The organism is Streptomyces sp. TM32 (assembly GCF_004122755.1).
GTDB classification, from domain to species: Bacteria; Actinomycetota; Actinomycetes; order Streptomycetales; family Streptomycetaceae; genus Streptomyces; species Streptomyces sioyaensis.
In genome coordinates, this window is sequence record NZ_SDIG01000011.1 from 19,042 (window position 1) to 44,063 (window position 25,022).

Here is a 25,022-nt window from a genome sequence, read left to right on the forward strand (position 1 = left end):
CACTCATCCCTGTCGTTGTGCGGCCGGCACCGGGCGGGACCGGCTCGCGCCCTGCTCCTCCGCCGCCCGGCAGGCCAGGTAGGCGACGAAGCATTCGCCCTGCGGGCGGACGTTCATCCGGTTGTTGGTGGTGTGGAGGTACTGGCTGACGAGGGTCGCGAGCGCGACCACGGGGGGTGCCGAGCGGTCGGTCTCCGCCGGCCACACCCGCCCTGCCGCCACGAGCGGGCGCAGCCGCTCCAGGGCCTGGACGAGCGTGCGCTCCCACCGCTCGCCCAGTCCCTTGCCGATGGGTTCGCCGGTGTCCAGGCCGGCGATCAGCTTCGCGTAGTCCGCGCGCTGCAGCCGGTACTGCTCGCTCCAGGCGGCCAGCAGGCGGTCGTCCGAGACGTACGCGGCCCAGCGCTCGTGGTAGGTGCGGAGGAAGAGGGCGCGGTCGTCCGGCCCGAAGCCCAGCGCCCGCGAGGCCAGGAGCAGCAGTTGGAGGGAGATCCCCAGGCGCGCCCGGTCGTTGCGGACCAGCCGGAGCACCTGCCCGGTCAGCAGCGAGCTCGCGTGGAAGACGTCCTCCGCGATCTCGACGCCTTCCGGTCCGCCGTACTTGGCCGTCTCGGGCCGGTAGTCGATCCAGCGGACCGTGTTCGGCGGTTCCGGGGTCTGCATGAGGGCGTCGGAGGCGTCACCGTGCTCCAGCGCGCTGAGGTGGCGGAGCGCATCCCGCAGCCGCACCGGATCCGTATCGGCGGGGCCGGGATGCCGCTCCAGGTGGTCGACGATCCGGCGCTCTACTTCGGCCCGGACGTCGACGTGCTGCTCCGCCGGCACCTGCATCCGGAGCCGGACGTGCGGACCGCGCTCCCAGTGGCGCAGGTAGAAGTGGCGCTCCAGGCGTCCCGCGCCGCGCAGCTCGTCGACCATGGGCAGGAGGAGATCCGTGAGCAACGGATCGGTGTCGCCGTGGTGGAAGACGTGGCAGGACAGCCAGGAGTGCGCAGTGTCGGTACTCACCGTGCCCCCTCAGTGGTCTCGATGATGAACTCCTCGGTGAGCCGCTCGCGGTGGCCCTGTGCGCCGTCGTCGCCCACCGTCGGCAGGCACTCCTGGAACGTCAGGTCTCCCTGGCACCGGCGCAGTGCCCGCCGCCAGGCGCGCACACTGGTGACACTGGTGAAGTCCAGGAAGGTGGGCTTGCGTTCGGCCGAGGTCGGGAAGCGTGCGAGCGTCCGCGCCCAGGTGTGCTGCTCCTCCTCCGACGTCGGGACGAGCGGGTCGGGGAGGGTGAAGCCGCGGTAGAAGACGCGGTCCGGGAGCCCCAGCGACTCCTGCCAGCGCCGCACCTCCGCGAACGCGTCGGCGCCGTTCCCGGTGGCGACGTCCGGGAGCCGGTCGGCGGGGACCTTCCAGGTCCGGCGCGCCAGGACCAGGCTCCCGGAGCGGACCCGCGGGTAGTGGCGGACGGTGTGCGGGTCGCCGCGGCGCTGATCGACCCGGTCCCACCAGGCGAGGTTGGCCAGGCTGCCCGCGCCGAAGAAGTTGAGGAACTGGTAGAAGCGCGGCGCGAGTTCGTTGAGCAGGAAGTTCAGCATCACCAGCCGCAGGGGCGGGCCGTCCTTGCCCCGGCGGAGCAGCAGCCGGCCGGTGCCCTCGTCGAACTCGACCCAGCACTCCTCCAGGGAGACGCCGGGGTCCCCGCCCCACTCCTCCGGGGTCGCGCAGGGGTAGCGCAGGTAGCTGCCCAAGAGCGGGGAGTGCACATTGGCGTTGATGCCGAGCACGGCCGAGAGATCGGTCAGCGGCGCGGAGGCGCGGTCGTCCTGGGCGATCTCCGCCCGGACCAGCTCGCCGAATCCGCCGTCACCGACCGCGGCGTAGGAGGGCAGGAACCGTGAGATGGCGCGTCCGAAGCCGATCGAGCCGCCGTTGACGACGAGCAGCCCGCCGTCGGGGGACGCATCGTGCTGCACGCTCCAGCTCGCGCGGGACCACCGGGGTATCCACGGCGGAAGGCCCTCGGCGAGCTCCGCGGCCCGCCGCGGATCGATCACCGCCTCGGCGCCGTCGTCCGGGCGGGCCAGCTCGTACACCGCGTCCTGCAGGGTGCGCAGCTGCGTCGGCAGCGGGGCGGAGACATCGGTCAGCCGCTGGGTGAGCAGCAGCTGCACCTTGGCCGAGGACAGCGCCGCGAACAGCGTGAGGAGCCGGTGCGGGCCGGGGCCGAACCGCGTCCTGACCACGTCGGCGACGATCGCCCGGACGTGGGCGGCGTCGTCGAAGAGCGGAAGCAGCCGGTGCCAGTGGGACAGGGCGGGCAGGTGCCGCTGCCAGCGGTCGGCGGGCTCGGTGCGTGGCGTGGCCACGACCGTGTCCTCGTACAGGAGTGTGCGTGCCGCGTCGATCGGTGGGGTGGCGACCCCGCACCGCTCGGCGACCTCGGCGACCTGCCGCTTGATCTGAGCGATGAACTCCTCCCGCCGTTCGAGCCCGGCGGTTTCGAACGCGGACTCGGCGGCGGCCATCCGGTCCACGCACTCCCGGAGGCCGGCGTCGCAGTCCTGGGGAAGTAAGGCGACCAGCCGCGCGACGGGGTGCGGATGCTGGTCCCCCACCCCCAGGTCGCGGGCGAGCACGCCCTGCTCGATCAACGTGTCGAGCGCGGTGTGCGCGGCGGCCGGATCCACGTCGGGAAGCGCGGCGCACCGTGCCCGCACGTCCCGCTCGGGTACCGCCAAGTCGGCCGACAACGCGAGGAGTTCGGTGACCACCGCGCTGGACGGGACCCGCACGAGCCGCTCCTTGGCGGCCGGCTCGTGGGTGCCGTCCCGGCCCCGGAGGAGGAAGACGACTCCCTCGCTCGACGATCCCACCACCGGTGCCCGGCGCAGAACCGCCGCGGACCGGAACGTGGGGTGGTCGGCGAGCGAGCGTTCCACCCAGCTCACGAGCTGGCGGGGCAGCCGGCAGACGGACACCTGCGCGTCCGCGTCGAGCTCGGTCGAGGGCACGTCGGCCACCGCGTCCTGGAGGAGCACCGGCCGGGTGCGGACCAACTGGCCGAAGGGGGACGGCTTGAGGGCGCTCCGCGTCAGCAGGTTGAGCACGGTGGACTCGGTCATCCGGTCCCGCTTGCCGTGCGCGGTGCCGTCGGCGACCGCGGCGGCGTAACGGTCCATGTTGTGCAGCAGGCCGTCCGCGCTGAGCTGGGCACCCGCACGCAGGGAGCGGTCCAGGGCCGCGGAGGCCAGCACCTTCTGCTCCGTGCGGAGTGCCGCCTCGTACGCGTCCTCCCACCGGGCGGTGAGGTCGTCGCGCGCGGCGGCCAGGGCACGCAGCTCCGCGGCACCGCCCACGCCGGCCCCACCGGGCAGGTCGAGGGCGTCGAGCGCTGCCGCCGGCACGTCCGCCGCGCGGTGCAGGCGTCGGCGCAGCGCGAGCACGGCGCGGCGCTGCTCGCGATCGGCCAGCTCCGGTACCAGCGAGGTGAGTTCCTCCGCCACCCGCGGCGCCCGGTCCTGCCAGTCGCGCCGCAGCTCCCTGAGCTCGTCGCAGAGGCGGGCGACCTCGCGCGAGGAGAGCTGCGCCACGACATCGACCGGCTGCGAGCAGACGCGCACCACGCCGTATCCGGCGTACCTGATCCCCGGCCTAGACATGGGCTGCTTCCCCGGCTTCCGCGGCTGCCGCGGCTTGCCCGGCTTGCCCGGCGGCGACGTCACCCTGCGCGGCCCGCTCGGCGGCGCGCCGCCGCTCGTGGAAGGCGGTGCGCCCGGCGTCGACGCGCGCGGCGAACTCCTCGACGGTGGCGGCGAAGACGCGCGGCGCGTCCACCGGTACCACGTGTCCGGCGCCGGCAACGACCGCGACATCGGCGCCCGCGGCGGCCGCCGGACCGATCGCGTTCCGCTCGTTCTGCAACAGCGCCCCGTTGACGAGTTGGACCGGGGTCTCGACGCGGGTGAGGTCGTCCACGTCGGGCAGCCGCAGGCACCCGTCGGACAGTTCGTCGAAGGTCGCGGTGAGCAGCTTCTCCCACTTCTCGCCGTGCAGTTCGGCGAAGTGGTTGCGGGAGCCCTGCTGGTGCGTCGCCATTCTGGTGAAACCCGCCAGCCAGCGATTCAGGGTGTCCGGCGACACCAGGAACGAATACCCCGACATGACGACCCCGGCCACCGTGTCCGGAGCGCTCTCCGCGGCCCGGAATGCCACGGCGGCACCCAGGTAGGAAAGCCCCACGACGACGGGCGGCTGCGACTGTTCGCCGATCGCCTCTCGGAGGCGGTCTATCGCCGCCGCGGCGGGATGTGACGGGACCTCGCCACCGGCTCCGTGGCCCGGAAGACGTATTTCGGTAACGGAGTGTCTCCACCAACGCCGGCACCCAGCATAATGAGCATCCTCCGTGCCCAATAGACCGTGCACCAGGATTACGGGTCGCACGTGATACCAGCTTTCTGTTACCGGAAGCAGAGCATGGCCGGTCAAAGCAGAATTCATATCCCGGCGGCACGGCGGTACCCCCGTCCGCGCACGCCGGAATCACGCTCCATGCCCGGCCTCGCCTCGACCGAATTAATGAACCTGATCTCGACCACATGAAGGGCCGGATAAACAGCCGCCGCAGGGCGTAAAAGGGAATGCCGAACACAGACTGGACCGCGGTGGTCCACGGACACCGTGATCAGGCATAGTAAAGACGGTGACAGGAGCCGACGGCCTGGCCGCCGTTCGGCTCCCGTATCGCCCTGGCACGGGAATATCGTCCGAGCCGGAGCCCCGGACCTGCCCGATTGGAGCGGGCAGGTCCGAGGGCGGCGGGGGGCGGACCCCGCGCCGGTGCTCAGCTCAGGAGCTGCACCGACCGGAGCGGATGCGGGTGGTGCACGAGACGGGGCCGATCAACGTCACCGGTCAGGCCCTCGCAGTCGGGCAGCGCCTCGTCCACGTACTCGCAGGTCTCCAGAGCGTCGACATCCAGGCCGTCAGGCCTGCCACGCCAACGTCCTGGCCGACGATGGCAACAGTGGGCATGCCGTCCCCCCTCCTCGTCCTCCGCTGCTGGGCCCTCGGGCCTGCCAGATTGGAGCAGGCAGGACCGAAGGCTGCGGGGTCGGACCCCGCACAGCAGCGTGATTCAGGAGCTGCAGCTGCAGGTGCAGATGCAGGTGGTGCACGAAGCGGAGGAGACCATGGTCACGGACAGGTCCTCGCCGTCGAGGAGCGTCTCGTCCATGTAGTCGCTGATCTCCAGGGCGTCGACATCCAGGCCCGTCAGGCCGTCGACACCAATCTCCTGGCCGACGATGGCGGCAGTGCTCATGCCGTTCACCTTACCTTTCGGCAAATTTGCGGTCGCGTCGATCGCGCCGCATGCGGCCGGCCACGTAAAACATAATTTGCAGCCGGCCCCCCGGGACTCTTGTCACCCGGCTGAGGCCGACCATAGGCATCCGAACTTCTGCCGCACAAGGGGGCTATCCCGAACAAGACGATGTGACGCACGCCACACTGGTAAAATTCGCGGATAGCCCCCTAGAAGATCACTTTTAGGTGTTAGATTCGCCCCGGTGATGCGTTAGTTCACGTCGTTGATTTCGGACGCATTGGCGCCTTGAGGCCTGGAGGGCATCGGCGCCACACTTGGGGGATCCACAATGGAAGTAGCTAGTTGTTCAATACCGGACGACACGGCTCTCGCAGGTTTCCGTGACAGTGGGGAATACACCCACGCCGAAGCGGCGGAATCATTAATTCCGGACCAGGAAAAGGTTGATGCGAGAGAGCTCGCCCGGCTGGCCATGGACCGCCCCAGCCTGACACCGGAGCGGGCGTTCTGGTTGATCGACCTCTGGATCCGCGTCCAGGCCCTGGTCCTCCGCCCGTTCGGGGTCAAGCCCAACACCATGCGCAGCACGCGGGACCAGCCGCTGCCCACGGTGGGCGAACGCCTGGGCCCCTACGAGGTGTTCGAGGCCAGCGAGCGCGAAGTGCTCCTCGGCGACACGGACAAGCTGCTCGAACACCGGATGTCCTTCATCGTCGCCGACGGCAAGGCGTACATCGGTGTCGTGCTGCGCACCAGGAACAAGGCGGGCGACGACTACTGGAACCAGTTCCGCCACAACCAGACGGAGATCCTGCACTGGTCGCTCCGTCGCGGACTGTCCCGCGTGCTCGGGGACGACGACATCGCGGCCCAGGCCCGTTGAGACGGCCGCGGACCGGTGGTGCCCCTTGCCGGGCGCGCCACCGCCCGGCTCCGGCGAGAAGAGCACCATGTCGAGTTTGATCGAGACCGCCCATTGGATCGCCTGCGCCAGGGCAGCTGAATCGCTGCGTGACGACCGGTTGTTCCACGACCCGCTCGCGGTGGAATTCGTCCGTCGCACCGAACCGGACCTCTACGCCCGTCTGCGGTCCGAACCGAGCTCCCGCTACGACGTCCTCGCCGTACGCACCAGGTTCTTCGACGACTGCCTGCTGCGCGCCGTGACCACCGGCCCGGCCCGGCAGGTCGTCGTGCTGGCCGCCGGCATGGACGGCCGGGCCTTCAGACTTCCCTGGCCACCGGGCGTCACCCTCTATGAGGTGGACCTGCCCGCGGCCGTCGAGGAGAAGGCCGCCTTCCTGTCCCGCACCTCCCTGACCACCGACCGGTGTCGGCGGATCGCGGTCGGTGCCGACCTCACCGACGACTGGCCGTCCGCGCTGGTCGACGCGGGGTTCCGCAGTGACCTCCGCACGGCGTGGCTGGTCGAGGGAGTGCTCTACTACCTGACCGAGCCGCAGGTGAATACGGTGGTCGACCGGGTGACCGCGCTCTCCGCCGCCGGCAGCGCCTGCTTTCTGGAGCACGTCAACACCGACCTGTACCGCGCACCGTGGATGCAGGAGTGGTTGCGGACCATGCGTGACGAGGGGCGCCCCTGGCTGTCCGGCGTGGCCGACCCCGAGACGTGGCTCGGCGGCCGGGGCTGGCATGCCGTCGTGCGCGAACCCGGCGAACTGGCCGAGGCGGCAGGGCGACTGGTTCCCCGGACACCCCCGCGCGCCACCCCCGGAGCCGCCCGTACCTGGCTGATCTCGGCCGACCTCGCGGACCCGGCACCCTCCGGGTGAGCACCCCTACAGCTGGAGTCTTTATGCGCCCTCTGATCACCCAGCCGGCACGGCAACGGTATGTCGCGATGGCAGAGGAACTGGCGGTGGCCTTCCGCGAGCGGGCCGCCGAGTACGACCGGAAGGCCGAGTTCCCGCACCAGAACATCGACGAGCTCCGCGATGCCGGCTATTTGGCCCTGACCGTCCCGCAGGAACTCGGCGGTCTGGGCGGCACCCTCGGCGACATGGCCCTGACCCAGGAACGCCTGGCCGCCGGCTGCGCCTCCACGGCGCTCGCCGTGAACATGCACCTCTCGATGGCCGGCCAGATGGCCAGGAACTGGCGGACCACGGGCGACGAGCGCGCCCGGCGGACGCTCAGGGACATCGTGGACGGACGGGTGATCCTCATGGGGGCCACCGCGGAGCCCGGGCACGCGCTCGTCCGGAGCACCGGGGCCAAGGCCCGGAGGGTGGACGGCGGTTACCTCGTCACCGGGGACAAGACCTTCGGCACCGGCTCGGCCGTCATGACCCACATGACGTCGATGGCGGAGTACCGCGAGCACCCGGACGGTCCGCAGGTCCTGGTGTTCCGCATTCCCGCCGACAGCCCCGGCGTCCGGGTCCTGGACGGCACCTGGAACACCTCGGCCCTCAGGGCCACCCGCAGCGAGAACATCGAACTCCGCGACGTCATGGTGCCGGAGGAGAACGTCCTGACGAGCTTCCCCGTCGGCACCCTGGACGGTTCGCTGCTCCAGACCGTGTGGGGCTGGGCCATGCCCACCTTCGCTGCGGTCTATCTCGGCGTGGCCGTCGGAGCCTTCGAGCAGTGCGTGCGGGACGTCCTGAGCCGCGGCTGGGACGACCGGCCCTACGTACGGGCCGAGATCAGCGAGTGCGAGGCGCTGATCGAGACCTCCCGCGCCCTCATCGAACGGACCACCCGTGAGGTCATGGGCAATGGCCTGTGGACCGAGCTGAGCATCCAACACGGCACCGCACGCGTCGTGTTGGCCAAGACCGTCGGCACCAACCACGCCGTGGAGGTCGTCGACCGCGTGATCAGGATCATCGGCACACCGGCACTGCGGCCCGGCTCGGTGTACGAGCGTGCCCACCGGGACGTGCGCGCCGGGACCATGCACCCGTACAGCAACGCCGACGCCTGTGACCTGATCGCCGCGACCACGCTCGGTGCCGAGGTGGCCCCGACGCACCCGCCGCGGCTGGACCGGCTCGCCGAGCCGGCTCCCGACGGCACCCCCTGATCAGCACTCCGGACCGAGTTCAGTACATCGGAAGGCGACCACCCGTGGACCGAGAAGCCGCGCTGCACCTCATGGAACATTTCCTGGCGGCGTACAACGAAGGAAACCCGAAGCACCTGGACCGCTGTCTGCATCCGGACTACCGGCACCCCAACCCGGCGGTCGAGCGCGGTATCGAAGGAATGCGGGGAGCGGTCCGTCGCTGGGCGGCGTCGGTGGAGGACCTGCGCCTCACCCTGGACGACCTCGTCGTCGAGGGCGACAAGGTCGTCGCCCGCATGACCTTCAGCGGCCGACAGGTCGGCACGATCCTGGACATCCCGCCGTCCGGCAAGCGCTTCTCGGTCGGTCTCATCGACATCTTCCTCGTCGAGGACGGCCTGTTCGCCCAGCACTGGGACGAGATGGACCTGCTCGGACTGCATCGACAGCTCGGTGCGCTGCCGGCCTGACCGGCGAGGGGAGGAAGAGACGATGTGTGGAATCGCGGGCTGGGTGGCCTTCGAACGGGACCCCGGCGCGGAGCGCTCCGCCGTGCAGGCGATGACGGACACCATGGCCTGCCGCGGCCCGGACGCCGAGGGCGTCTGGTACGGCAGCCACGTCGCCCTGGGGCACCGGCGGCTCGCCGTCATCGACCTCGCGGGCGGCACGCAGCCCATGACCGCCGAGGAAGACGGCGAGGTCGCCGCCGTCCTCTCCTACAGCGGAGAGGTCTACAACTTCGCCGCACTGCGGAACCGGCTGCGCGGCGCCGGCCACTCGTTCCGGACCGACAGCGACACCGAGGTCGTGCTCCGTGCCTATCTGGAGTGGGGGACCGACTTCACCCGGCACCTCACCGGGATGTTCGCCTTCGCGCTCTGGGACACCCGCCGCCGGGAGTTGCTGCTGGTCCGTGACCGGCTGGGCATCAAACCGCTCTACTACTACCCCACGTCGGACGGGGTGCTCTTCGGATCCGAGCCGAAGGCGATCCTGGCCCATCCCGAGGCGCGGGCCCGGCTGAGCCCGGCCGGCCTGCGGGAGCTCATGACGTGGGTGAACACACCGGGGCACGCGATCTTCGACGGCATGTTCCAGGTCCGCCCGGGACACCTCGTCCGGGTCTCCCGCGGAAACCTCACCGAGACCGCCTACTGGGAGCTCCCGGCACGCCCGCACGACGACGACGTCGACACCACCGTCGGCCGGGTGCGTGCCTTGCTGCAGGCGGCCGTCGCGGGTCAGACCGTCGCGGACGTGCCATTGTGTTCGTTGCTGTCGGGCGGCCTGGACTCCAGCTCCGTGGCGGCGTTCGCCGCGCAGGCGCTGCGGCCGAGCGGACAACCCCCTCTCCAGTGCTTCTCGGTCGGCTTCGCCCCGTCCGGCCACCAGGCGCTGCCGGTCACCGGTGGGTCCGCGCTCACCGACGACGCCGACCATGCGGCGAAACTGGCCGGCCACATCGGCGCCCACCACGAGTCCATCGTGCTCGACGCGAAACTGCTGTCCGATCCCGCGGCCCGCGCCGCCGTGCTCCGTGCCCGCGACCTGCCCCAGGGCCTCGCCGATATGGACACGTCCTTGTACCTGCTGTTCAAGGCGATTCGGCAGCGTTCCACGGTGGCGCTGTCCGGCGAAGGCGCCGATGAACTCTTCGGTGGCTACCCCTGGTTCCACGATGAGCAGGCGACCCGTGCGCGGACGTTCCCCTGGATGTACGCGGCCGGCGCCGGCGCCGCCCAGGGCCCGGCGTTCCTCGACCCCGCACTGCCCGAACGTCTCTCCCTGGACGAGTACCGCGCCGACAGCTACGCGGACGCGATCGCCGCCGTCCCCGTCCTGCCCGGGGAGCCGGAACCCGACCGGCGCATGCGCACCGTCAACCACCTCTTCCTCACCCGCTTCCTTCCGATGCTCCTGGAGCGCAAGGACCGGATGAGCATGGCGGTGGGCCTGGAAGTGCGGGTGCCCTTCTGCGACCACTCCCTGGTGGAGTACGTCTTCAACGTGCCGTGGTCGATGAAGTCCTTCGACGGGCGCGAGAAGAGCCTGCTGCGCGCGGCCGTGGCCCCCGACCTCCCCGAGTCCGTTCTCACCAGGAAGAAAGAGCCCTACCCGACGATTGCCGACCCGGCGTACGACCAGCTGCTCAAGGGCAGGCTCGGCGCTCTCATGGACGATGCCGGAGCGCCGGTGCGCGCGCTGATGGACGAGCAGAGCGCGGCGAAGGCCTTCGACACCGTGCGGAAGGCCTCTCCCGAGGAACTCCGCTTCCTGCGGGTCGGGTTCGAGTCCCTCATCAAGATCAATGACTGGATGCGCGACTACCAGGTGGAACTCGCGGAATGACGCCGTACCGCCGGGCCGACGTGAGCCGGGCGGGAACCGCACCGCACGAAAGAACGCCCACGAAAGGGGAGTGAGAGCGATGACCGAGGTCACGGCGCGCCGGTTCACCGGTGTCCGGCACCCGATCCACACACACATCTGGCCGCATCCGACGCCCAGGTACCTTGCGGTATTCGTGCACGGCTACGCCGACCATGCCGGCCGGTACGGGCATCTGGCGCGCGCCCTGAACCGGCACGGCGCCGCGGTCTACGCCCCGGACCACATGGGAAGCGGGCGGTCGGACGGCCAACGCGCACTCGTCACGGACTACGACGAACTCGTCGAGGACGTCGGCACGGTCCTGGAACAGGCGCGCGCCGACCACCCGGGCCTCCCCGTCGTCATGATCGGGCACTCGATCGGCGGGATGGTGGCCGCCCGCTACGCGCAACGCCGTCCCGACGACCTCTCCGCACTCGTCCTCGTCGCGCCCGTGCTCGGCTCCTGGCACACGGCGACCTCTCTCCTGGCCTTCGACGAGATTCCCGACATGCCGATGGACGTCGGCTCGGTGATGTCCCGGGACCCCGCCGAGGCCGCCCGCTACAACGAGGACCCGCTGATCTGGCACGGGGCCTTCGTGCGCAGGACCCTGGAGTCCGTCGTCACGTGCCTGGACCGGATCAACGACGGGGGCAGCCTGTCCTTCCTGCCGACCCTCTGGCTGCACGGCGACGCCGATCCACTGGCCCAGCTCGAAGAGACCAGGAGCGGAATCGAAAGGCTCCGCGGTTTCCACCTCACGGAACGGGTCTACGACGGAGCGCTGCACGGCATCTTCCACGACTCGGACCAGGACCGCGCCCTCGCCGATACGACGGCGTTCCTCGACGACGCCCTCAAGGTCCCCACGCACCCCTGATGACGTCCGCCGGAGCGCGGGTCGATCACCGAGGAAGGTTTTTCATGACGAGAGCCGCCGGCCCGGCACATCCCGGCGCTGCCACACCTCACGGAGCAGGGCATCAGCTGTCCCTGAACGAGATGCCGGCAGTCCCCCTCGCCCACCTGGAAGACGTGCTCCGGGAGTCACTGCACGGGGCGAACCGCTACCCCGACCCCTTCTCCCGCCAGCTGACCGAAGCGATAGCGGGCCTCTACTCCGTACCGGACCACGAGGTGGTCGTCGGCCCCGGCTCCGCCGCGATCCTCCAGCACGTCATCCAGTGGGCGGCGCCCCGGCCCCGCGACGAGGTGATCTACGCGCGGCCGTCCTTCGACGCCTATCGCCTGGTCGTGAACGCAGCGGGCGCCAGGCCCGTGGAAGTCCCGCTCAAGGAGCACACACACGACCTGCCGAGGATGCTGGACGGCATCACCCCCCACACCCGCGCACTCGTGCTGTGCAATCCGCACAACCCCACCGGCACCGCCCTCGACACTGCCGGCATGCTCGCCTTCCTCCGCGAGGTCCCGGAGCACGTGGTCCTCGTCCTGGACGAGGCGTACCGCGAATTCGCCGGCGGCCAGGACACCCTCAACGGGCCGGAGGTGTATCACGACATCCCGAACATGGTGGTGCTGCGGTCCTTCTCGAAGGCATATGGACTGGCCGGATTGCGCGTCGGTTACGCACTGGCCCCGCGGGACCTCGCACACACCCTGCGCAACAGGCTGCTGCCGTTCTCGGTGAGCACGATCGCAGAGGCCGCGGCACGCGCCGCCCTCGCCCGTCGGCCCGAGGTCCTGCGGCAGGTGGATCGTGTCATCGCCGAACGAGGTCGCCTCACCGAAGGGCTTCGCCACCAAGGCTGGGACGTCACACCGTCCGCGGCGAACTTCTGCTGGCTGCCGCTGGGCCCACGATCCCCTGCCTTTGCCGCGGCGGCAGCTCGCCAGGGGATTCTCGTACGCGCCGTCGGCGAGGAGGGCGTACGCATCACGGTGGGCGAGCCGCAGGCAACCGACGCATTGCTGCGTTTCAGCGCCCAATTCGCCGCTGCGTCGGCCGGGTTGGCGTCGGCGTGACCCCGGACCCCCTTCACTGACCCGGTTCACTCGGAGCCCTCCGCACGCGAACGCCGCAGCCGGCGCGCATGGCGGTATTCGCGCGTGAGGATCGTCAACAGGGCGGGAACGGCGGGGCGGGCAGCGGAGGTCAGGAGGCCGGGCCCCTTGGCCCCGGCCGCGTCGACGGTGGCCTTTTCCAGGGCTATCAGGGCCCGGACGAAGGGACGGTGGGCGGCAGGCAGGAACTCGATCACACGGTGACTGGCGGCCAGGTCGGCGCGTGCCTGGTGGAGGAGGTGCCGCAACAGAGCGCGGACTGCGGGGGTGTCCCGGGCGTCGACGAGGTCGGTACGGGTCACGCCATGGCTCGCCAGCGTGTCCTGAGGAATGGTCAGCCTGTCCTCGGCCAGATCTTCGGCGAGGTCGTTGACGAAGTCGAGTCGCTGGCTGCCGTCGATGTAGGTGCGGCAGGCGGCGCGGTAGCCGGCGGGTTCGTCACCGGACACCAGCAGGCCGGCCACCAGCATGAAGGCCGGCAGGGAGTACGCGTCGAGGTAGCGCTGGTAGTCCGACTCCGTGGCGAAGCCGGTGAATTCGAGGTCGGTGGCCGCGGTGCGCAGGTAGTCCTTGACGTGCCCGAGGAGCCGGGGGTGACGGGCGGCGGTGTGCAGGAGCGGGCGGATCACGGGGTGGTCGCCGGCGCCGGTGGCGATGGCCTGGTTCACCTCCTCCTCCCACGCCGCGTAGGCGGCGGCGCGCCGGTGCAGCGGGCCGTGGTCGAGAAGGTTGTCGGTGTGGTGCATGAACGCGGTGGCCGCGATCATGTGGGGGGCCAGCGGACGCGGCAGGAGCAGAAGGACGGCGATATAGGCCGCGCGTTTGTAACCGGCTACCAGCGCACGCTGCCGGGTGAAGTCCTCGCGCAGCTGCGGGTCGTGAATGCCCGCGGCATCCAGCCTGGTGGTCCACATGCTCATCCGGCGTTCCTTCTGTGGTGCGGCTGGTCCCGTGGGCGGACGCCGCGCATGGTCCTTCTCCGGTCGCTGTCCATCCGACCATGCCCACCCGGAACACCGAATTGCTGCCCCGCCGCTGCCCCGTTGCCGCCCCTCCATGGGGACGGCAACGGGGCACGAAGCCGCCGCTCCCCCTAGTGCGCCTGGATCGACTGCAGCATGTTCAGCCGTGCGGCCGTGCGGGCCGGCCAGATGGCCGCGAGGACGCCGATCAGCAGTGCCAGCGCGAGGAAGAGGCCGAGCTCGGCCCACGGCAGAGCCGTCTCGTACGTCGCCACCGACCTGGTCATCAGGTGGCCGCCGGCCCAGGCCAGGAAGGTGCCCGTGCCGATGCCGAGGAGCGCGCCGAACAGGGAGATCACCACGGACTCCAGGCGGACCATCTGCTTGATGCCGGCGCGGTCGAGTCCGATGGCACGCAGCATCCCGATCTCCCGGGTGCGTTCGATGACCGACAGGGCCAGGGTGTTGATGACGCCCAGGACCGCGATGACGACGGCCATGCCGAGCAGCCCGTAGATCATGTTGAGGGCGGTGGTGAGGTTCTTGCGTGCTTCCTTGGTGATCTGCTCCGTGTTCTGGACCTTGAGCAGCGGGCTGTTGCCGAGCGCCTCGCGGATGTCGTGCTCCGGTGAACCGGCCGTGCCGGGCCCGGTCTTGACCATGATGCTGTCGAGCGTGTGGGTGGCGCTGTACGGCAGGACGTCGTGCAGGGTGCCCAGCGCCTGGGGCACCGCGGGGTTCGCCTCGTACACGGCGACGATCTTCAGCTTCTTCGTGGTCGGGTGCTGCCCGGGCTCCGTGGGGTCGGTGGCGGCATCGAGCGTGTCGCCCACGCCGGCACCGGTCTTCTGGGCGAACTCGTCGGACACCGCGACGGTGCCGGCGCGGATGCCCGCCAGTGAACCCTCGCGGAACGTCAGGTCCGCGACCTTGGCGAAGGCTGCCGGGTCGGTCCCGGCGATCCCGGCGTACTGGCCACGTGCCCGGAAGTTTCCGCCGGTGAGGGGCGCGGCGGTGGCGACTCCCGGCACCTTGGCCACCTTGGCCGCGTCGGTGGGCACGAAGCCGGTGTGGTTGCTGTTGCTGATCTGGAAGTCGGCGGTGGTGCCATGGGCCGCCTCCGCGTCCATGGCCTGCTGGGTGGAGTATCCGCCGACGGTGAGACCGGTGATCAGGGTGAGCCCGATCATCAGGGCCGAGGCGGTGGCGGCGGTACGACGCGGATTGCGCAGCGCGTTCTCCCTGGCCAGCTTGCCGCTGACGCCGAAGAAGCGGGTGGTGACCTTGCCGGCCAGGGTGATCAGCGGGCGGGAGAGCAGCGGGGCGAGGACGATCACGCCGTTCAGGGTCAGGACGGAGCCGAGCATGGCGATCAGCAGGTTCGACTTGTCGGTGGTGTCGAGCGTGGTGACGTAGCCCATGACCAGGATGCCGAGCCCGGTCAGGAGCGCGCCGAGCACGTTGCGGACCCGCAGGGTGCGGGCGGGCGGCGCCACGCCGGCATTGCTGAGCACCTCGACCGGTGCGACCTTCGCGGCCTTGCGGGACGGCAGCCAGGCGGCCAGGACGGTCACGACGACGCCGACCGCCAACGACGACAGCACGGCCTGGGGCGAGACGACCAGCGGGCCGGCGGGCAGCCCGGCGTCCCCGGCGCCGAGCAGCGGGCGCAGCGCGGCAGCGATCCCCAGGCCGAGCGCGAATCCGGCGGCGGAGGCCCCGAGCCCGACGAGGGCGGCCTCGATGAGGACGGAGCGTACGACCTGGCGGCGTGAGGCGCCCACCGCCCGCATCAGCGCGATCTCGCGGCTGCGCTGGGCGACCAGCATGGTGAAGGTGTTGGCGATGATGAACACGCCGACGAACAGCGAGATGCCCGCGAAGGCCAGCAGCGTCTTGGTCAGGAACTGGGTGTCCGCGGTGATCTGCGCGGACTGTTGGGCGGCCAGGTCGGCGCCGCTGGTGGCCGTGGCCCCGTCGGCGGGGAGCAGGGCCTGCACCCGGGCGGTCAGCGCACGCTCGTCGGTGCCGGGCCGCGCCGCGACCGCGATCTCGTGGAACCGGCCCGGGGTGAGGAACAGCTTCTGCGCGGTCGTGGTGTCGAACAGCGCCAGCGTGCTGCCGGCCGCCACCCGCGGATCGTCGGTGGTGACGATGCCGACCAGCTTCTTGGCCAGCGCGGGCCCGTCGGTGGCGAAGCGGACGGTGTCGCCGATCCGATAGCCGGCCTTCTCGGCGGTCTTGGCGTCCAGGGCCAGCTCGCCGGCGGCGGCGGGCGCCCGGCCCTCCTTCAGCGGGAAGCGGCTGTCCTTACCGGCCGCGCCGGGCTGGTAGTTCGTGGCGAGGTGCTTTTCGGGGTTGTCGGCGTTGACCGGACGGCCGTCCTTGTCGGCCAGGATGGCCTCCCCGTTGACGGTGGGACGTACGGCGGTGACGCCGGGCAGCGCGCGGATCTTCTGCGCAAGGGCGGCGTCCAGCACGGTGGTCGACCGGCCCTCCCCGCCCTTGGCCGGGCCGCCGGCGGGGAGCGGCTCCGGTGCGGACATCTGCGCCTGCACGGCGACGGCGACGTCCTTGAGGCTGGCGGCGGAGGCGGTGCGGAAGGCGTTGGCCGTGGTGTCGCCGAAGACGAGGGTGCCGGAGACGAAGGCGACGCCGAGCAGCACCGCGAGCGCGGTCATCATCAATCGGGCTTTGTGCGCAAGGACGTTGCGCAGGGCGGTACGCAGCATGTGGTGGTCCTGGAGGTACGCGACAGGGACATCGCGAGACGGGTGAGGGGCGCAGGGGCCGGCGTGGGAGCCGGCGTCAGCTCGTGCGGTCCTTGGTGTCGAAGCGCCGCATCCGGTGGAGGACGTCTTCGGGCGTGGGGGCGGCGAGCTCGTCGATGAGGCGTCCGTCGGCGAGGAAGACGACACGGTCGGCGTAGGAGGCGGCCACCGGGTCATGGGTGACCATGACGACGGTCTGCCCGAGCTCGCGTACGGATTCCCTGAGGAAGCCCAGGAGTTCGGCGCCGGAGCGGGAGTCGAGGTTGCCGGTCGGCTCGTCCGCGAAGATGATCTCCGGTCGGCTCGCCAGCGCGCGGGCCACGGCGACCCGCTGTTGCTGGCCTCCGGAGAGCTGCGAGGGACGGTGCCGGAGCCGCCCCGACAGCCCGACGGTCGCTACGACCAGGTCCAGCCACTCCTGGTCGGGCTTGCGGCCGGCGATGTCCATCGGCAGCGTGATGTTTTCCAGGGCGTTCAGCGTGGGCAGCAGGTTGAACGCCTGGAAGACGAAGCCGATCTTGTCCCGGCGGAGCCGGGTGAGCTGCCGGTCATGGAGGCGGGAGAGCTCGGTGTCGCCGATCCGGACCGAGCCCGCCGAGATGGTGTCGAGGCCTGCCATGCAGTGCATCAGGGTCGACTTGCCGGAGCCGGACGGACCCATGATCGCGGTGAACCGGCCGCGTCCGAACTCCACCGACACCGCATCCAGCGCCACGACGCGGGTTTCGCCCTCCCCGTAGACCTTGCTCAGGCCGACGGCGCACGCGGCGGCACCGGCGGGGTCCGGGGCCTGGGGAGCTGTGGGGGTGGGGGCTGCCTGCGACATGTCTACTCCTGGAAGGGTGCTCGACTCGCTTCCATCGTGGTCGCGCGGGTGGCCGATTCCATCGCTCTCAGGTGCGGGATCAGCAGCCCGCCGAAGGGTGGACCCGGCGGGCGGGCGTCAGCCCCGAGGAAGACCCCACCTCTGCCCAAAGGAAGACCTCGCCGTTGCCCGAAGGACGACCTCTGCGGTCCGCGGTGTACGGCAGCCGGCACGGTTCGTCGTCAGCCGGCTCGCTTCGTCAGCCGGCCCGCCCGGCCCGGACGCGGTCCGCACCGCCGTGTGAGGTGGTCCGGGAGGCGCGGGTCAGGTGGTGCTGGAGCCGGACGTGGCGGAACTGGTAGACCGCGCCGGCCTGCCGCAGCACGCCTCGCCGGTGGGCGTCCGCCAGGAAGGCGGTCACGTTCCAGGGCAGCCTCCCGGTCAGCGGCAGCCAGATACGGGAGAGGGCCACCCACTGCCCCCAGGCGGTCATGCTGAGCGCGTACGCCAGCCCGCCTCCCAGACCGCCCACGAGCCCGAAGGCGACCCAACTGACGATGCTGAACCACCCGGTCCAGTACAGCACCCCGCCCATGATCCCCAGGACGAGCGCGAGCACGAGCAGTTGGACGAGCGCGGTCGTGCGGTTGGTGTGCAGCAGGTCAGGGGGGCTGGCGACGGTTTCGATGCGGATCGGGGCTTCCAACCCGGCCATGAGCGCGTACGCGAGGCCGGCCGACAGGCCGTACAGGAGCGCGGCGTTGAAGCCCTGGTCGTACCTGGTGGCAAGGAGGGCCGCGAGCGCGCTCCCGGGCGAGTCCCGCACCGCGACCACGAGCGCGAACCCCAGCGCGATCATGAGCCAGACCAGGACCCCCAACCCGAATCCGCCCACGAGCCCGATCGCCAGCCGCGGGACGAACTCCTTGCGCATGTCCGTGCGCATGTCCTTCGTGCCGCCGAGCAGCCGTACGCGGACGCGCGAGGGCTCACATGCCGTCTCCCCGTACCTGTGCCCGTACACGATCCCGAAGACCAGAGCGGACACGGAGGCGTACGAGAGCCCGTTCACGAGCCCGTTCATGAGCCCCAGCACCGGCCCGAACCCGAACGCGTACCAGGTCAGGGCCCACATCACCAGCGCGTCCACGAGCCCCAGGGCCAGACCGGCCACCAGCCCGATCACGCCCATGCGCGACGGACCGCGCAGGCTGTGGCCCAGCTGCCACCACGCGAGGTCACGGGTGCCGAGCCGGTCCAGGTGCTGGGCGAGGTAGCCGAGCCAGTGCAGGACGCGGGCGCGCCGAGCGGGGGGCTGGTCCTGGTAGAGGCTGGGGATGAAGTTGTCCAAGAGGTGGTCCTCCAGCGCCTCGGGCGCGGCGAACCGGGTCCCCAGCAGCTCGGACGGGGTGCGGTCCGGGGTGTCGCTGTAGAGGGTGCGGGCGAGCGCGACCATCAAGGGAGTCGTCAGCACCGCGGCGAGCGGGGCGCCGCCCGGGTCCTGCGGATGCGCGCGCAGGGACCTGAGGACGGGATCCCACCCGGTCGAGGTGGCGGTCGTCTTGCGCGCCGTGCGCGGCAGGTAGTGCTCCAGGTCGGCCGGGGAGAGGTCGGTCAGTTCGACGACCGCGGCCGCGGTGAGTGCCTTGGTCTTCCGCACGGCGGCGGCGTACTCGTCGCGGCGGCTGGTCAGCAGCAGGTGCATGGCCGCGTGGCCGTTGAGTCTCTCCAGCGCGCGGCGGTGGAGTCCGTCGGCGATCTCGTCGAACCCGTCCAGGACGGGCAGGATACGGTCCCGCTCGACCAGCTCGGCAGCGAGTGTCGAGGCACCGGGGCCGGGTCCGGTCACCGCCAACCCGGGGTAGTCACGCTCCAGTTGGCCGGTCAGCCAGCGGCGCAGGGGGACGGCGGGATCCCATGACGCGAGGCTGAAGATCACCGGCACGGGTTCGGTCGACGCGGTCCGGGCCTTCAGCAGATCCAGGACGAACCGTATGGTCAAAACGGACTTCCCCGATCCCGCCCGGCCGAGTACCACCAGCCGCGCGGACGGGATCCGCCGGTACACGTCCACGATCTCGTGCAGTTGACCGGCCAGGGGCAGGGGGCCGGGGACGGGGAGTGTCCCGGGCAGCGCGAGGCAGATGTTGGACCAGTGGTCCGTCAGCTCGTCGGACGCCCGCTGCCAGCGCACCGGCAGCGGGATCGGATCCTGGACCTTGCGCTGTTCCTCCTCGTCCCGCCACTGCTTGCGGACCGACTCCGCGAGGCGGTCCGCGGCATCGTCCAGGGTGCCCTTGAACGTCGGGGGCATGCGGACGTCGTTGAACGTCACCTGGCTGATCACGTCGGCCATGAGCGCGTGACCGTACGTGATCCCGTTCAGCTCGTTGCGGGTCCCGCCGGTGCGCGGTGCCGGTCGGCCCGCCGGTGCGCCGCCGGTTCGCCGGCGACGCACCTCACGGACGACGAGCACCACGGCCAGAGCGATGACCGCGGCCCGGCCCCACGGCACGTACCGGGCGGGGACCAGACCGCTCCCCGCCACCACCACGGCACCGGCCAACATCAGCACCCGCACGACAGGCACCATCGCGCCGAGTGCCACGGTGGCCGGCGACGGCCGTTTCACGCCGCTGCCCCTCCGCCACGGAGCGCCGGCCGGCCCTGCGCACTGCTCACGGGTGCCGCAGACGCTTCATGATCAGCTTCACGTAGTCGTTCATGTCGGCCTGCAGGCACGGCAGCTGGGCGTGCTTGCCGGTGCACCCCTTGGCCCACCTGCTGCCGTCTCCGTAGTCCACGAAACGGTACGGAATGCCGGCCGACTTCAGATGCTCCGCCATCGTCGTGGTCGTCACCTGCGCGCCCTTCTCGACCGCGGCCTGAACCGGGTTGTCCAGCAGGTTGCCACCGTCGCCGGAGTACATCGCGACGCCCATCCCGCGCAGCGCCGTGACGTGGTGGGCGGGGCTCGCCGCGTTCCAGGCACCGTCCAGAGGCCACAACGGCGACCCGAAGATCGCGTCGGGCGCGGCGTACGGCTTGCCGTACGCCGGAACCACTCCGCTGCCGACAACGGCGCCGCGCCCCCAGGGAGACTGGAGGTCGAGGTCCGCGGAGAAGCTGCCCGCGTAGCGGAACAGATCCGGCCGGTCCTCTGCGTAGTGCATCGCGCCGAAGCCGCCCATCGAGTGGCCGACGATCGCCCGGCCCGCCCTGGCGGCGATGGTCTTCAGGTTGGCGTCGATGAACGGGATCACCTGCTTGAGGTGGAAGGTCTCCCAGTTCTGGGGGCCGCGCGGGCCCGGGTTCCGCCAGTTCGTGTACCAGCCGTGGCCGCTGCCGTTCGGCGACACGGTGATCAGCGGAACGCCCCTGGTCGCATGCTCCGCCATGGTCTTGGTCCACAGGGAGTTCGGGAGGTCACCGGCGCCGTGCAGGTGATAGAGCACGGGATAGCGGGTGGCGGCGGCGCCGTTGTACCCGGTCGGCAGCGTGACCATGAGGACGTGCTCGCCCGGGACCTGGCCCTGCATCGCATCGTAGGTCGGGACCTGCCGGGACTTCACCGTGACGACGAACGTGCGCTTCTCGGGGCCCGCCCACTTCGGCTGGCTGACCACGGTGAGGCCGAAACCGTCTGCGAAGTGCGGTGGTGCGGTCGCGGCCTGCGCGGCGGGCGCGACCGGCCCGAACATGCCGAGCAGGGCGACGAGGCCGACGAACGCGGCGCCCCAGCCACGTAACCCGGCCCTGGACAGGATCTTCATGTGCTTTCCCCCGTTTTCGACTTCGGACCCGCCGCGAGCTGCGCGAGCGGGTACGGATGAGGGCGCCCACCCGCGTGGTACGCCCGGAGACACCGGAATGCAGTGCGGTGCCGGGAAGTGCTGGGAAGTGCAGTGGAGTGCAGTGGAGTGCTGTCAGTGCGGTGGAGTCTGTGCAAAGCGTTGTGCCGTGTTGCGCAGTACTGGGGTGACTGGACAGATCTGATCTCAGATGGTGAAGCGGTTCGGTGGTGGTGTCAACCAGCCCTTACGCCAAGGGAATTGGCGTTCGAACGGGGCCGTGGCGCCGACATCCCTTCGACCGAAGCCGAATCCCGCCCCCGGGCGCGCCCACCAGCACATATCCACGAATCGGGTGCGAGTTCACCGCGCGAGGCGCAGAAATAACTCCACAGCGAGGAAATTCCCCAGTACCGCGACACCACCTGACGAAAGAGCGCGATAGCCGACAGAGCCACAGCTCCGTGCATGTACAGGTCATTTGATGCCCAACAGGCCGCATAACGCCGAGAATTCACGCCGGAGAGAACTCACAGCCCGCTCATTACCCTTAAAGCAATGACATATCGGTCATACACCCTATACGCCGCTGTTACACAACGGCAGCTCGCCCGATGGGTTCGCCTCCTAACTTGTGCCTGGTGGCCGCATAAACCGGCACAGAACGGCTCATGCGGCAACAACCAGCAAATTCCTAGGTCTACGCAGGAGGAACACCTACATGCGCACCAGGCTCCGCAGCAGTCTCGTACGTACCGCCGCCATTACTGCCGTCGCGGGTGGTGCGGTCATTGCGCCGGCTGCCTCCGCGATGGCCGCCGACACACCTTCGGCGCCGCCGTCCTCGGCCAGCCCCTCGGACGCCCACGCAAAGGCCGAAGCCGACGCCAAGGCAAAGAGCAACGGCAACACCCACACCAACTCCGAAGCCAACGCAAAGGCCGAAGCCGACGCCAAGGCAAAGAGCAACGGCAACACCCACACCAACTCCGAAGCCAACGCAAAGGCCGAAGCCGACGCCAGGACTTTGGTCACCACCAAGACCGTCTCGGAGGCCGGCGCGAACGCCAGTGCAAGCGCCAACGCGAGCGCCAGCGCCAGCGCCAACGTCTCCGTCAAGGTTTACGTCGACGCGCACGGCCAATACGCCGCCGAGCTGTGGAGCAAGGACGCCAAGACCGGAAAGACGGTCAAGTGCGGCACGATCGACAAGGCCGGCCAGACCGTGACGTGGAAGAACGCGAAGTACACCCTCCACACCGACGGCAGCATCGTGAGCACCAGCGCCGGTGGCAAATCGGTCACGCACCAGCTGACCCGGTCCGAGGCGAACGCTGCCTCCAAGGCGCAGGTGGCGGCCAAGGCCAAGACCCGCGGTTCGGCGGTGGTGCCCACCTCCACCGGCAAGCAGGTCAGCCAGGTTCCGACCGGTTCCGTCGCCGCCGGCTACGAGCAGCCGGCCGACAACGGGAGCACCGGCCTGATCGGTGTCGGCTCCGCTGCCGCCGCCGCGTCCGCGGCCGGTCTGGGCTTCGTGCTCAAGCGCCGCATGGGTGCCGGCCAGGCCGGTTGATCCCCAGCGGCATCGAAACCAGAGCGTGAGGAGCTGACCGACCGTGCAAACCCCAGGTAACCTCCCGCAGGCTGTCAGGACAGGCTTCCTTGCGCTCGCCGCAGCCGGAGTCCTGGCGGGAGTCTCCGGCTGTGGCACAGCCGATGCCAAAGCCGCCCCGGACATCAGCGTGAAGTCCACCACCGGCCAGGCTCCCCGGGAGCAGGCCAAGCCGCTGAGCAAGTCCACACCCGTCAGCCTGGACATCCCCGACGCCAAGGTGAAGGCGAACCAGGTCCTGCCGCTGGGCCTGGACAGTTCCGGTCAACTGCAGGTCCCGCCTGCCTCGCAGGGAAACCTTCCCGGCTATTACACGAAGTCGGTCACGCCCGGCGAAGCGGGACCAGCCATCATGGTCGCCCACTACGACACCGATAAGGGCCCGGCGCTGATGAAGAACGCGGCGGACATCAAAATCGGCTCGGAGATCAAGGTCGGGCGCAAGGACGGGACCACGGCAACATTCAAGGTCCGGCAGATCCAGCAGGTCGGCAAGGACGGCTTTCCCACCCAGAAGGTGTACGGAAAAACGGACCGCCCCGAACTACGCCTGATCACCTGCGGCGGACCCATCGTGAACGGACATCGCTCCGACAACATCATCTTCTACGCCGACCTGGTCACGTAACTCCGCAGGCGACCCCGTCGGCGCGGCATCAGGGACAAACGGGCCGCTCGAACTGGCAGAGAATCTACTTCAGTTCGCGGATCGGCGGGGTCGGCGGGGAATGGCGGGACGGAGAAAAACACTCCCTGACGGGCCGCCAGGGCCGCCTCCCCGCGACCTCCCGCACACGACACATCGCGTGAACCCGACATCCGGCGACACAGTCCCATACATCCGAGGCCCGGCAACCCTGCGCATTGTCTCCGCAGAATGGGCACGCACCTGCCGCTGAATCGCGTTTCGCCGAACGACCGCCCGCCGAGCGCCACTTCACGCGGTTGATTTGTCCTTTGAGTGCCCCTGCCGATACCCCGCCACAATCCTTGGCCACCCAAGAGTAGGTGAAGGAGTTGTCACCGTCCGGTCGAAAACACGGCTTGCCGACATCACGTGAAACCGGAACGTCTGCAGAAATAACCGATGGGTCGCGATGGCCGGGTCGCCCGTGGGCGTGGTTTGATCTCGCGGCAATCGGAAGTTGCACATCCGCTTCCGCTTCCGCGTATCAGGAGTCGTCGGAACGGCAGGGTCCACCTGTCGCCGGGCGGCCGATACCGCTCACGATCACCACGAACCACGAAGGGAAGGGCCAGTCATGCGTAAGGACTCCATGCCCCAGAACGAGGTCCACGAGATCGCCGACAGCGACCTGGACAACGTCTCCGGCGGAATGCTCGGTGCCGGAAACCTGACGGGTGCCGGAGACTCCCTGCCCGCGCTGCCGACCCTGCCCGCTCTGGGCGGCTCGGTTTCCGGCGGCGTGAGCGGCCAGATAGGCCCCGTCTCCGGCCAGGCAAGTTTTTCCGGCGGCGCCGGCCTCTGAGCCTCGCCACCAGGTGACCCCTGGGTTGTTATTACTCACCCTTCGGGTCCAGCCGAATTCCAGTGGGGTGGTCTTGGGCCCCGGAGCTGCCGCTCCGGGGCCCTCGGCATGCCCCGGCCGGCCTCGGCCGATGCCGCGCCGCGGGACGTCTGCCCTGCTCAGGAGGGAGTCCCGGACGTCTCGGAAGGCGTCGGGAACGGTGCGCGGAGTAGGGTGAAAGCACCGGTGCGAAGCGCCCGGAGGCCGCTCGGGGTGCCGTCGGTACGAAGGACGTGAGCCCATGGAGACAGTTGTCACCGTGGCGGCCATCCTGGCCCTGATCACCCTGGTCGCGTATCTGATCAACCTGCGCAACGGGCAGCAGGACGGCCCTCGCACGGCGCGGCACGGCGGGCAGGGCACGGCGGCCCCCCGCAGCGGGGCCCGGCCCTCGCGCGGGGCCCGGAACGCGGCGCGCCGACGGGCAGCCGGACTCGGCGAACCGCCCACGTTCCCGCCGGGAGGCCCACGATGAAGCCCTCCCAGCCGCTGCCTCCTGCCGGGCAGGCCGAGGTCCGTATCGTCGCGGCGACCCCGGAGGTCGCCCGCATGATCACGGAGGCGCTCCGCAGCCGCTTCGCCGCCACCGAGCAGCGCAGCTACCCCGCCGGTGGCGAAGGCGCGACCCGCCTGCACCTCACGGTGGACACCACCCACACCGCGGAGCCGCCCAGGTCCTGGCTGGTGACCAGCAGTTCTTTCGGGTCCGACCGCCCCCAGGCGGACGAGATCTGAGGAACCGGTGCCGGTCGCGGCCGGGCCGCCCGCGAGGCGCATGCCGTACCGAAACAAGGAGCGAG

General features: G+C 70.2%; 21 protein-coding genes. 12 read left to right on the forward strand and 9 right to left on the reverse strand.

Features of this window, described 5'->3' with window-relative positions; translation table 11 throughout:
- Positions 1 to 3 precede the first annotated feature (3 nt).
- From EST92_RS04705 to EST92_RS04715, 4 genes are all read right to left on the reverse strand, one after another.
- Positions 4 to 1,008 (reverse strand): lantibiotic dehydratase C-terminal domain-containing protein, encoded by a 1,005-nt coding sequence (locus EST92_RS04705; RefSeq protein WP_129279668.1) that lies wholly within the window; start codon positions 1,006 to 1,008, stop codon positions 4 to 6.
- A complete protein-coding gene (locus EST92_RS04710) occupies positions 1,005 to 3,650 on the reverse strand; it encodes a lantibiotic dehydratase (protein ID WP_161981700.1) in 2,646 nt (881 codons plus the stop codon). The genes EST92_RS04705 and EST92_RS04710 overlap by 4 nt, the downstream gene beginning before the upstream one ends.
- Entirely contained in the window at positions 3,643 to 4,491 is an 849-nt protein-coding gene (locus tag EST92_RS31285) for an alpha/beta fold hydrolase (protein ID WP_254068512.1), read from the reverse strand. Before EST92_RS31285 ends, EST92_RS04710 begins: the two co-directional genes overlap by 8 nt.
- Before the next feature lie 637 nt (positions 4,492 to 5,128).
- Positions 5,129 to 5,314 carry a thiocillin/thiostrepton family thiazolyl peptide gene (locus EST92_RS04715; protein WP_129248673.1) on the reverse strand — a complete coding sequence of 62 codons (186 nt, stop codon included), beginning with the start codon at positions 5,312 to 5,314 and terminating at the stop codon, positions 5,129 to 5,131.
- Positions 5,315 to 5,648: 334 nt separating this feature from the next.
- Here EST92_RS04715 and EST92_RS04720 point away from each other — a divergent pair, with 334 nt between their 5' ends.
- From EST92_RS04720 to EST92_RS04750, 7 genes are all read left to right on the forward strand, one after another.
- Positions 5,649 to 6,203, forward strand: coding sequence for a DUF2867 domain-containing protein (locus tag EST92_RS04720; protein ID WP_129279670.1), 555 nt, complete (start codon positions 5,649 to 5,651; stop codon positions 6,201 to 6,203).
- Positions 6,204 to 6,270: 67 nt separating this feature from the next.
- A complete protein-coding gene (locus EST92_RS04725; protein ID WP_129279671.1) occupies positions 6,271 to 7,113 on the forward strand; it encodes an SAM-dependent methyltransferase in 843 nt (280 codons plus the stop codon).
- Positions 7,114 to 7,181: 68 nt separating this feature from the next.
- Entirely contained in the window at positions 7,182 to 8,369 is a 1,188-nt protein-coding gene (locus tag EST92_RS04730; RefSeq protein WP_161981702.1) for an acyl-CoA dehydrogenase family protein, read from the forward strand.
- Between the two features lie 44 nt (positions 8,370 to 8,413).
- The gene (locus tag EST92_RS04735) at positions 8,414 to 8,821 is read left to right on the forward strand and encodes an ester cyclase (RefSeq protein ID WP_129279673.1); all 408 of its coding nucleotides are present in this window, start codon (positions 8,414 to 8,416) and stop codon (positions 8,819 to 8,821) included.
- 22 nt (positions 8,822 to 8,843) lie between these two features.
- A complete protein-coding gene (asnB, locus tag EST92_RS04740; protein ID WP_129279674.1) occupies positions 8,844 to 10,703 on the forward strand; it encodes an asparagine synthase (glutamine-hydrolyzing) in 1,860 nt (619 codons plus the stop codon).
- Positions 10,704 to 10,782: 79 nt separating this feature from the next.
- Entirely contained in the window at positions 10,783 to 11,607 is an 825-nt protein-coding gene (locus EST92_RS04745) for an alpha/beta hydrolase (RefSeq protein ID WP_129279675.1), read from the forward strand.
- A gap of 122 nt (positions 11,608 to 11,729) precedes the next feature.
- Complete coding sequence (locus tag EST92_RS04750) at positions 11,730 to 12,713, forward strand: aminotransferase class I/II-fold pyridoxal phosphate-dependent enzyme (protein WP_161981703.1); 984 nt, start codon at positions 11,730 to 11,732, stop codon at positions 12,711 to 12,713.
- Positions 12,714 to 12,739: 26 nt separating this feature from the next.
- On the opposite strand, the gene EST92_RS04755 is transcribed toward EST92_RS04750, so the two are convergent.
- The 5 genes from EST92_RS04755 to EST92_RS04775 form a co-directional block, all read right to left on the reverse strand.
- Entirely contained in the window at positions 12,740 to 13,672 is a 933-nt protein-coding gene (locus EST92_RS04755; protein ID WP_129279677.1) for a squalene/phytoene synthase family protein, read from the reverse strand.
- Positions 13,673 to 13,845: 173 nt separating this feature from the next.
- Positions 13,846 to 16,446, reverse strand: a complete 2,601-nt coding sequence (locus EST92_RS04760; RefSeq protein WP_129279678.1) for an FtsX-like permease family protein — start codon at positions 16,444 to 16,446, stop codon at positions 13,846 to 13,848.
- A gap of 76 nt (positions 16,447 to 16,522) precedes the next feature.
- Positions 16,523 to 17,311, reverse strand: a complete 789-nt coding sequence (locus EST92_RS04765) for an ABC transporter ATP-binding protein (protein WP_129279679.1) — start codon at positions 17,309 to 17,311, stop codon at positions 16,523 to 16,525.
- A gap of 238 nt (positions 17,312 to 17,549) precedes the next feature.
- Positions 17,550 to 19,922, reverse strand: coding sequence for an NACHT domain-containing protein (locus EST92_RS31965; protein WP_254068514.1), 2,373 nt, complete (start codon positions 19,920 to 19,922; stop codon positions 17,550 to 17,552).
- A gap of 46 nt (positions 19,923 to 19,968) precedes the next feature.
- A complete protein-coding gene (locus tag EST92_RS04775) occupies positions 19,969 to 21,063 on the reverse strand; it encodes an alpha/beta hydrolase family protein (RefSeq protein WP_129279680.1) in 1,095 nt (364 codons plus the stop codon).
- 739 nt (positions 21,064 to 21,802) lie between these two features.
- On the opposite strand from EST92_RS04775, the gene EST92_RS04780 reads away from it, so the two are divergent.
- The 5 genes from EST92_RS04780 (at position 21,803) to EST92_RS04800 (ending at position 24,957) form a co-directional block, all read left to right on the forward strand.
- Positions 21,803 to 22,654, forward strand: coding sequence for a hypothetical protein (locus EST92_RS04780; RefSeq protein WP_129279681.1), 852 nt, complete (start codon positions 21,803 to 21,805; stop codon positions 22,652 to 22,654).
- 169 nt (positions 22,655 to 22,823) lie between these two features.
- Positions 22,824 to 23,321, forward strand: coding sequence for a class F sortase (locus EST92_RS04785; protein WP_254068516.1), 498 nt, complete (start codon positions 22,824 to 22,826; stop codon positions 23,319 to 23,321).
- Positions 23,322 to 23,955: 634 nt separating this feature from the next.
- Positions 23,956 to 24,183 carry a type A2 lantipeptide gene (locus tag EST92_RS31755; protein WP_216849073.1) on the forward strand — a complete coding sequence of 76 codons (228 nt, stop codon included), beginning with the start codon at positions 23,956 to 23,958 and terminating at the stop codon, positions 24,181 to 24,183.
- A gap of 280 nt (positions 24,184 to 24,463) precedes the next feature.
- Positions 24,464 to 24,697, forward strand: a complete 234-nt coding sequence (locus EST92_RS04795) for a hypothetical protein (protein ID WP_129279682.1) — start codon at positions 24,464 to 24,466, stop codon at positions 24,695 to 24,697.
- Positions 24,694 to 24,957 (forward strand): hypothetical protein, encoded by a 264-nt coding sequence (locus EST92_RS04800; protein WP_129279683.1) that lies wholly within the window; start codon positions 24,694 to 24,696, stop codon positions 24,955 to 24,957. Before EST92_RS04795 ends, EST92_RS04800 begins: the two co-directional genes overlap by 4 nt.
- The last annotated feature ends 65 nt before the right edge of the window (positions 24,958 to 25,022 follow it).

Bases quoted from the DNA above. Each gene is read 5' to 3' on its own strand.
- EST92_RS04710 (WP_161981700.1), bottom strand. From the start codon at position 3,650: ATGTCTAGGCCGGGGATCAGGTACGCCGGATACGGCGTGGTGCGCGTC.
- EST92_RS31285 (WP_254068512.1), bottom strand. From the start codon at position 4,491: ATGAATTCTGCTTTGACCGGCCATGCTCTGCTTCCGGTAACAGAAAGC.
- EST92_RS04715 (WP_129248673.1), bottom strand. From the start codon at position 5,314: ATGAGCACTGCCGCCATCGTCGGCCAGGAGATTGGTGTCGACGGCCTG.
- EST92_RS04720 (WP_129279670.1), top strand. From the start codon at position 5,649: ATGGAAGTAGCTAGTTGTTCAATACCGGACGACACGGCTCTCGCAGGT.
- EST92_RS04725 (WP_129279671.1), top strand. From the start codon at position 6,271: ATGTCGAGTTTGATCGAGACCGCCCATTGGATCGCCTGCGCCAGGGCA.
- EST92_RS04730 (WP_161981702.1), top strand. From the start codon at position 7,182: ATGGCAGAGGAACTGGCGGTGGCCTTCCGCGAGCGGGCCGCCGAGTAC.
- asnB (WP_129279674.1), top strand. From the start codon at position 8,844: ATGTGTGGAATCGCGGGCTGGGTGGCCTTCGAACGGGACCCCGGCGCG.
- EST92_RS04745 (WP_129279675.1), top strand. From the start codon at position 10,783: ATGACCGAGGTCACGGCGCGCCGGTTCACCGGTGTCCGGCACCCGATC.
- EST92_RS04750 (WP_161981703.1), top strand. From the start codon at position 11,730: ATGCCGGCAGTCCCCCTCGCCCACCTGGAAGACGTGCTCCGGGAGTCA.
- EST92_RS04755 (WP_129279677.1), bottom strand. From the start codon at position 13,672: ATGAGCATGTGGACCACCAGGCTGGATGCCGCGGGCATTCACGACCCG.
- EST92_RS04760 (WP_129279678.1), bottom strand. From the start codon at position 16,446: ATGCTGCGTACCGCCCTGCGCAACGTCCTTGCGCACAAAGCCCGATTG.
- EST92_RS04765 (WP_129279679.1), bottom strand. From the start codon at position 17,311: ATGTCGCAGGCAGCCCCCACCCCCACAGCTCCCCAGGCCCCGGACCCC.
- EST92_RS04775 (WP_129279680.1), bottom strand. From the start codon at position 21,063: ATGAAGATCCTGTCCAGGGCCGGGTTACGTGGCTGGGGCGCCGCGTTC.
- EST92_RS04780 (WP_129279681.1), top strand. From the start codon at position 21,803: ATGCGCACCAGGCTCCGCAGCAGTCTCGTACGTACCGCCGCCATTACT.
- EST92_RS31755 (WP_216849073.1), top strand. From the start codon at position 23,956: ATGCGTAAGGACTCCATGCCCCAGAACGAGGTCCACGAGATCGCCGAC.
- EST92_RS04795 (WP_129279682.1), top strand. From the start codon at position 24,464: ATGGAGACAGTTGTCACCGTGGCGGCCATCCTGGCCCTGATCACCCTG.
- EST92_RS04800 (WP_129279683.1), top strand. From the start codon at position 24,694: ATGAAGCCCTCCCAGCCGCTGCCTCCTGCCGGGCAGGCCGAGGTCCGT.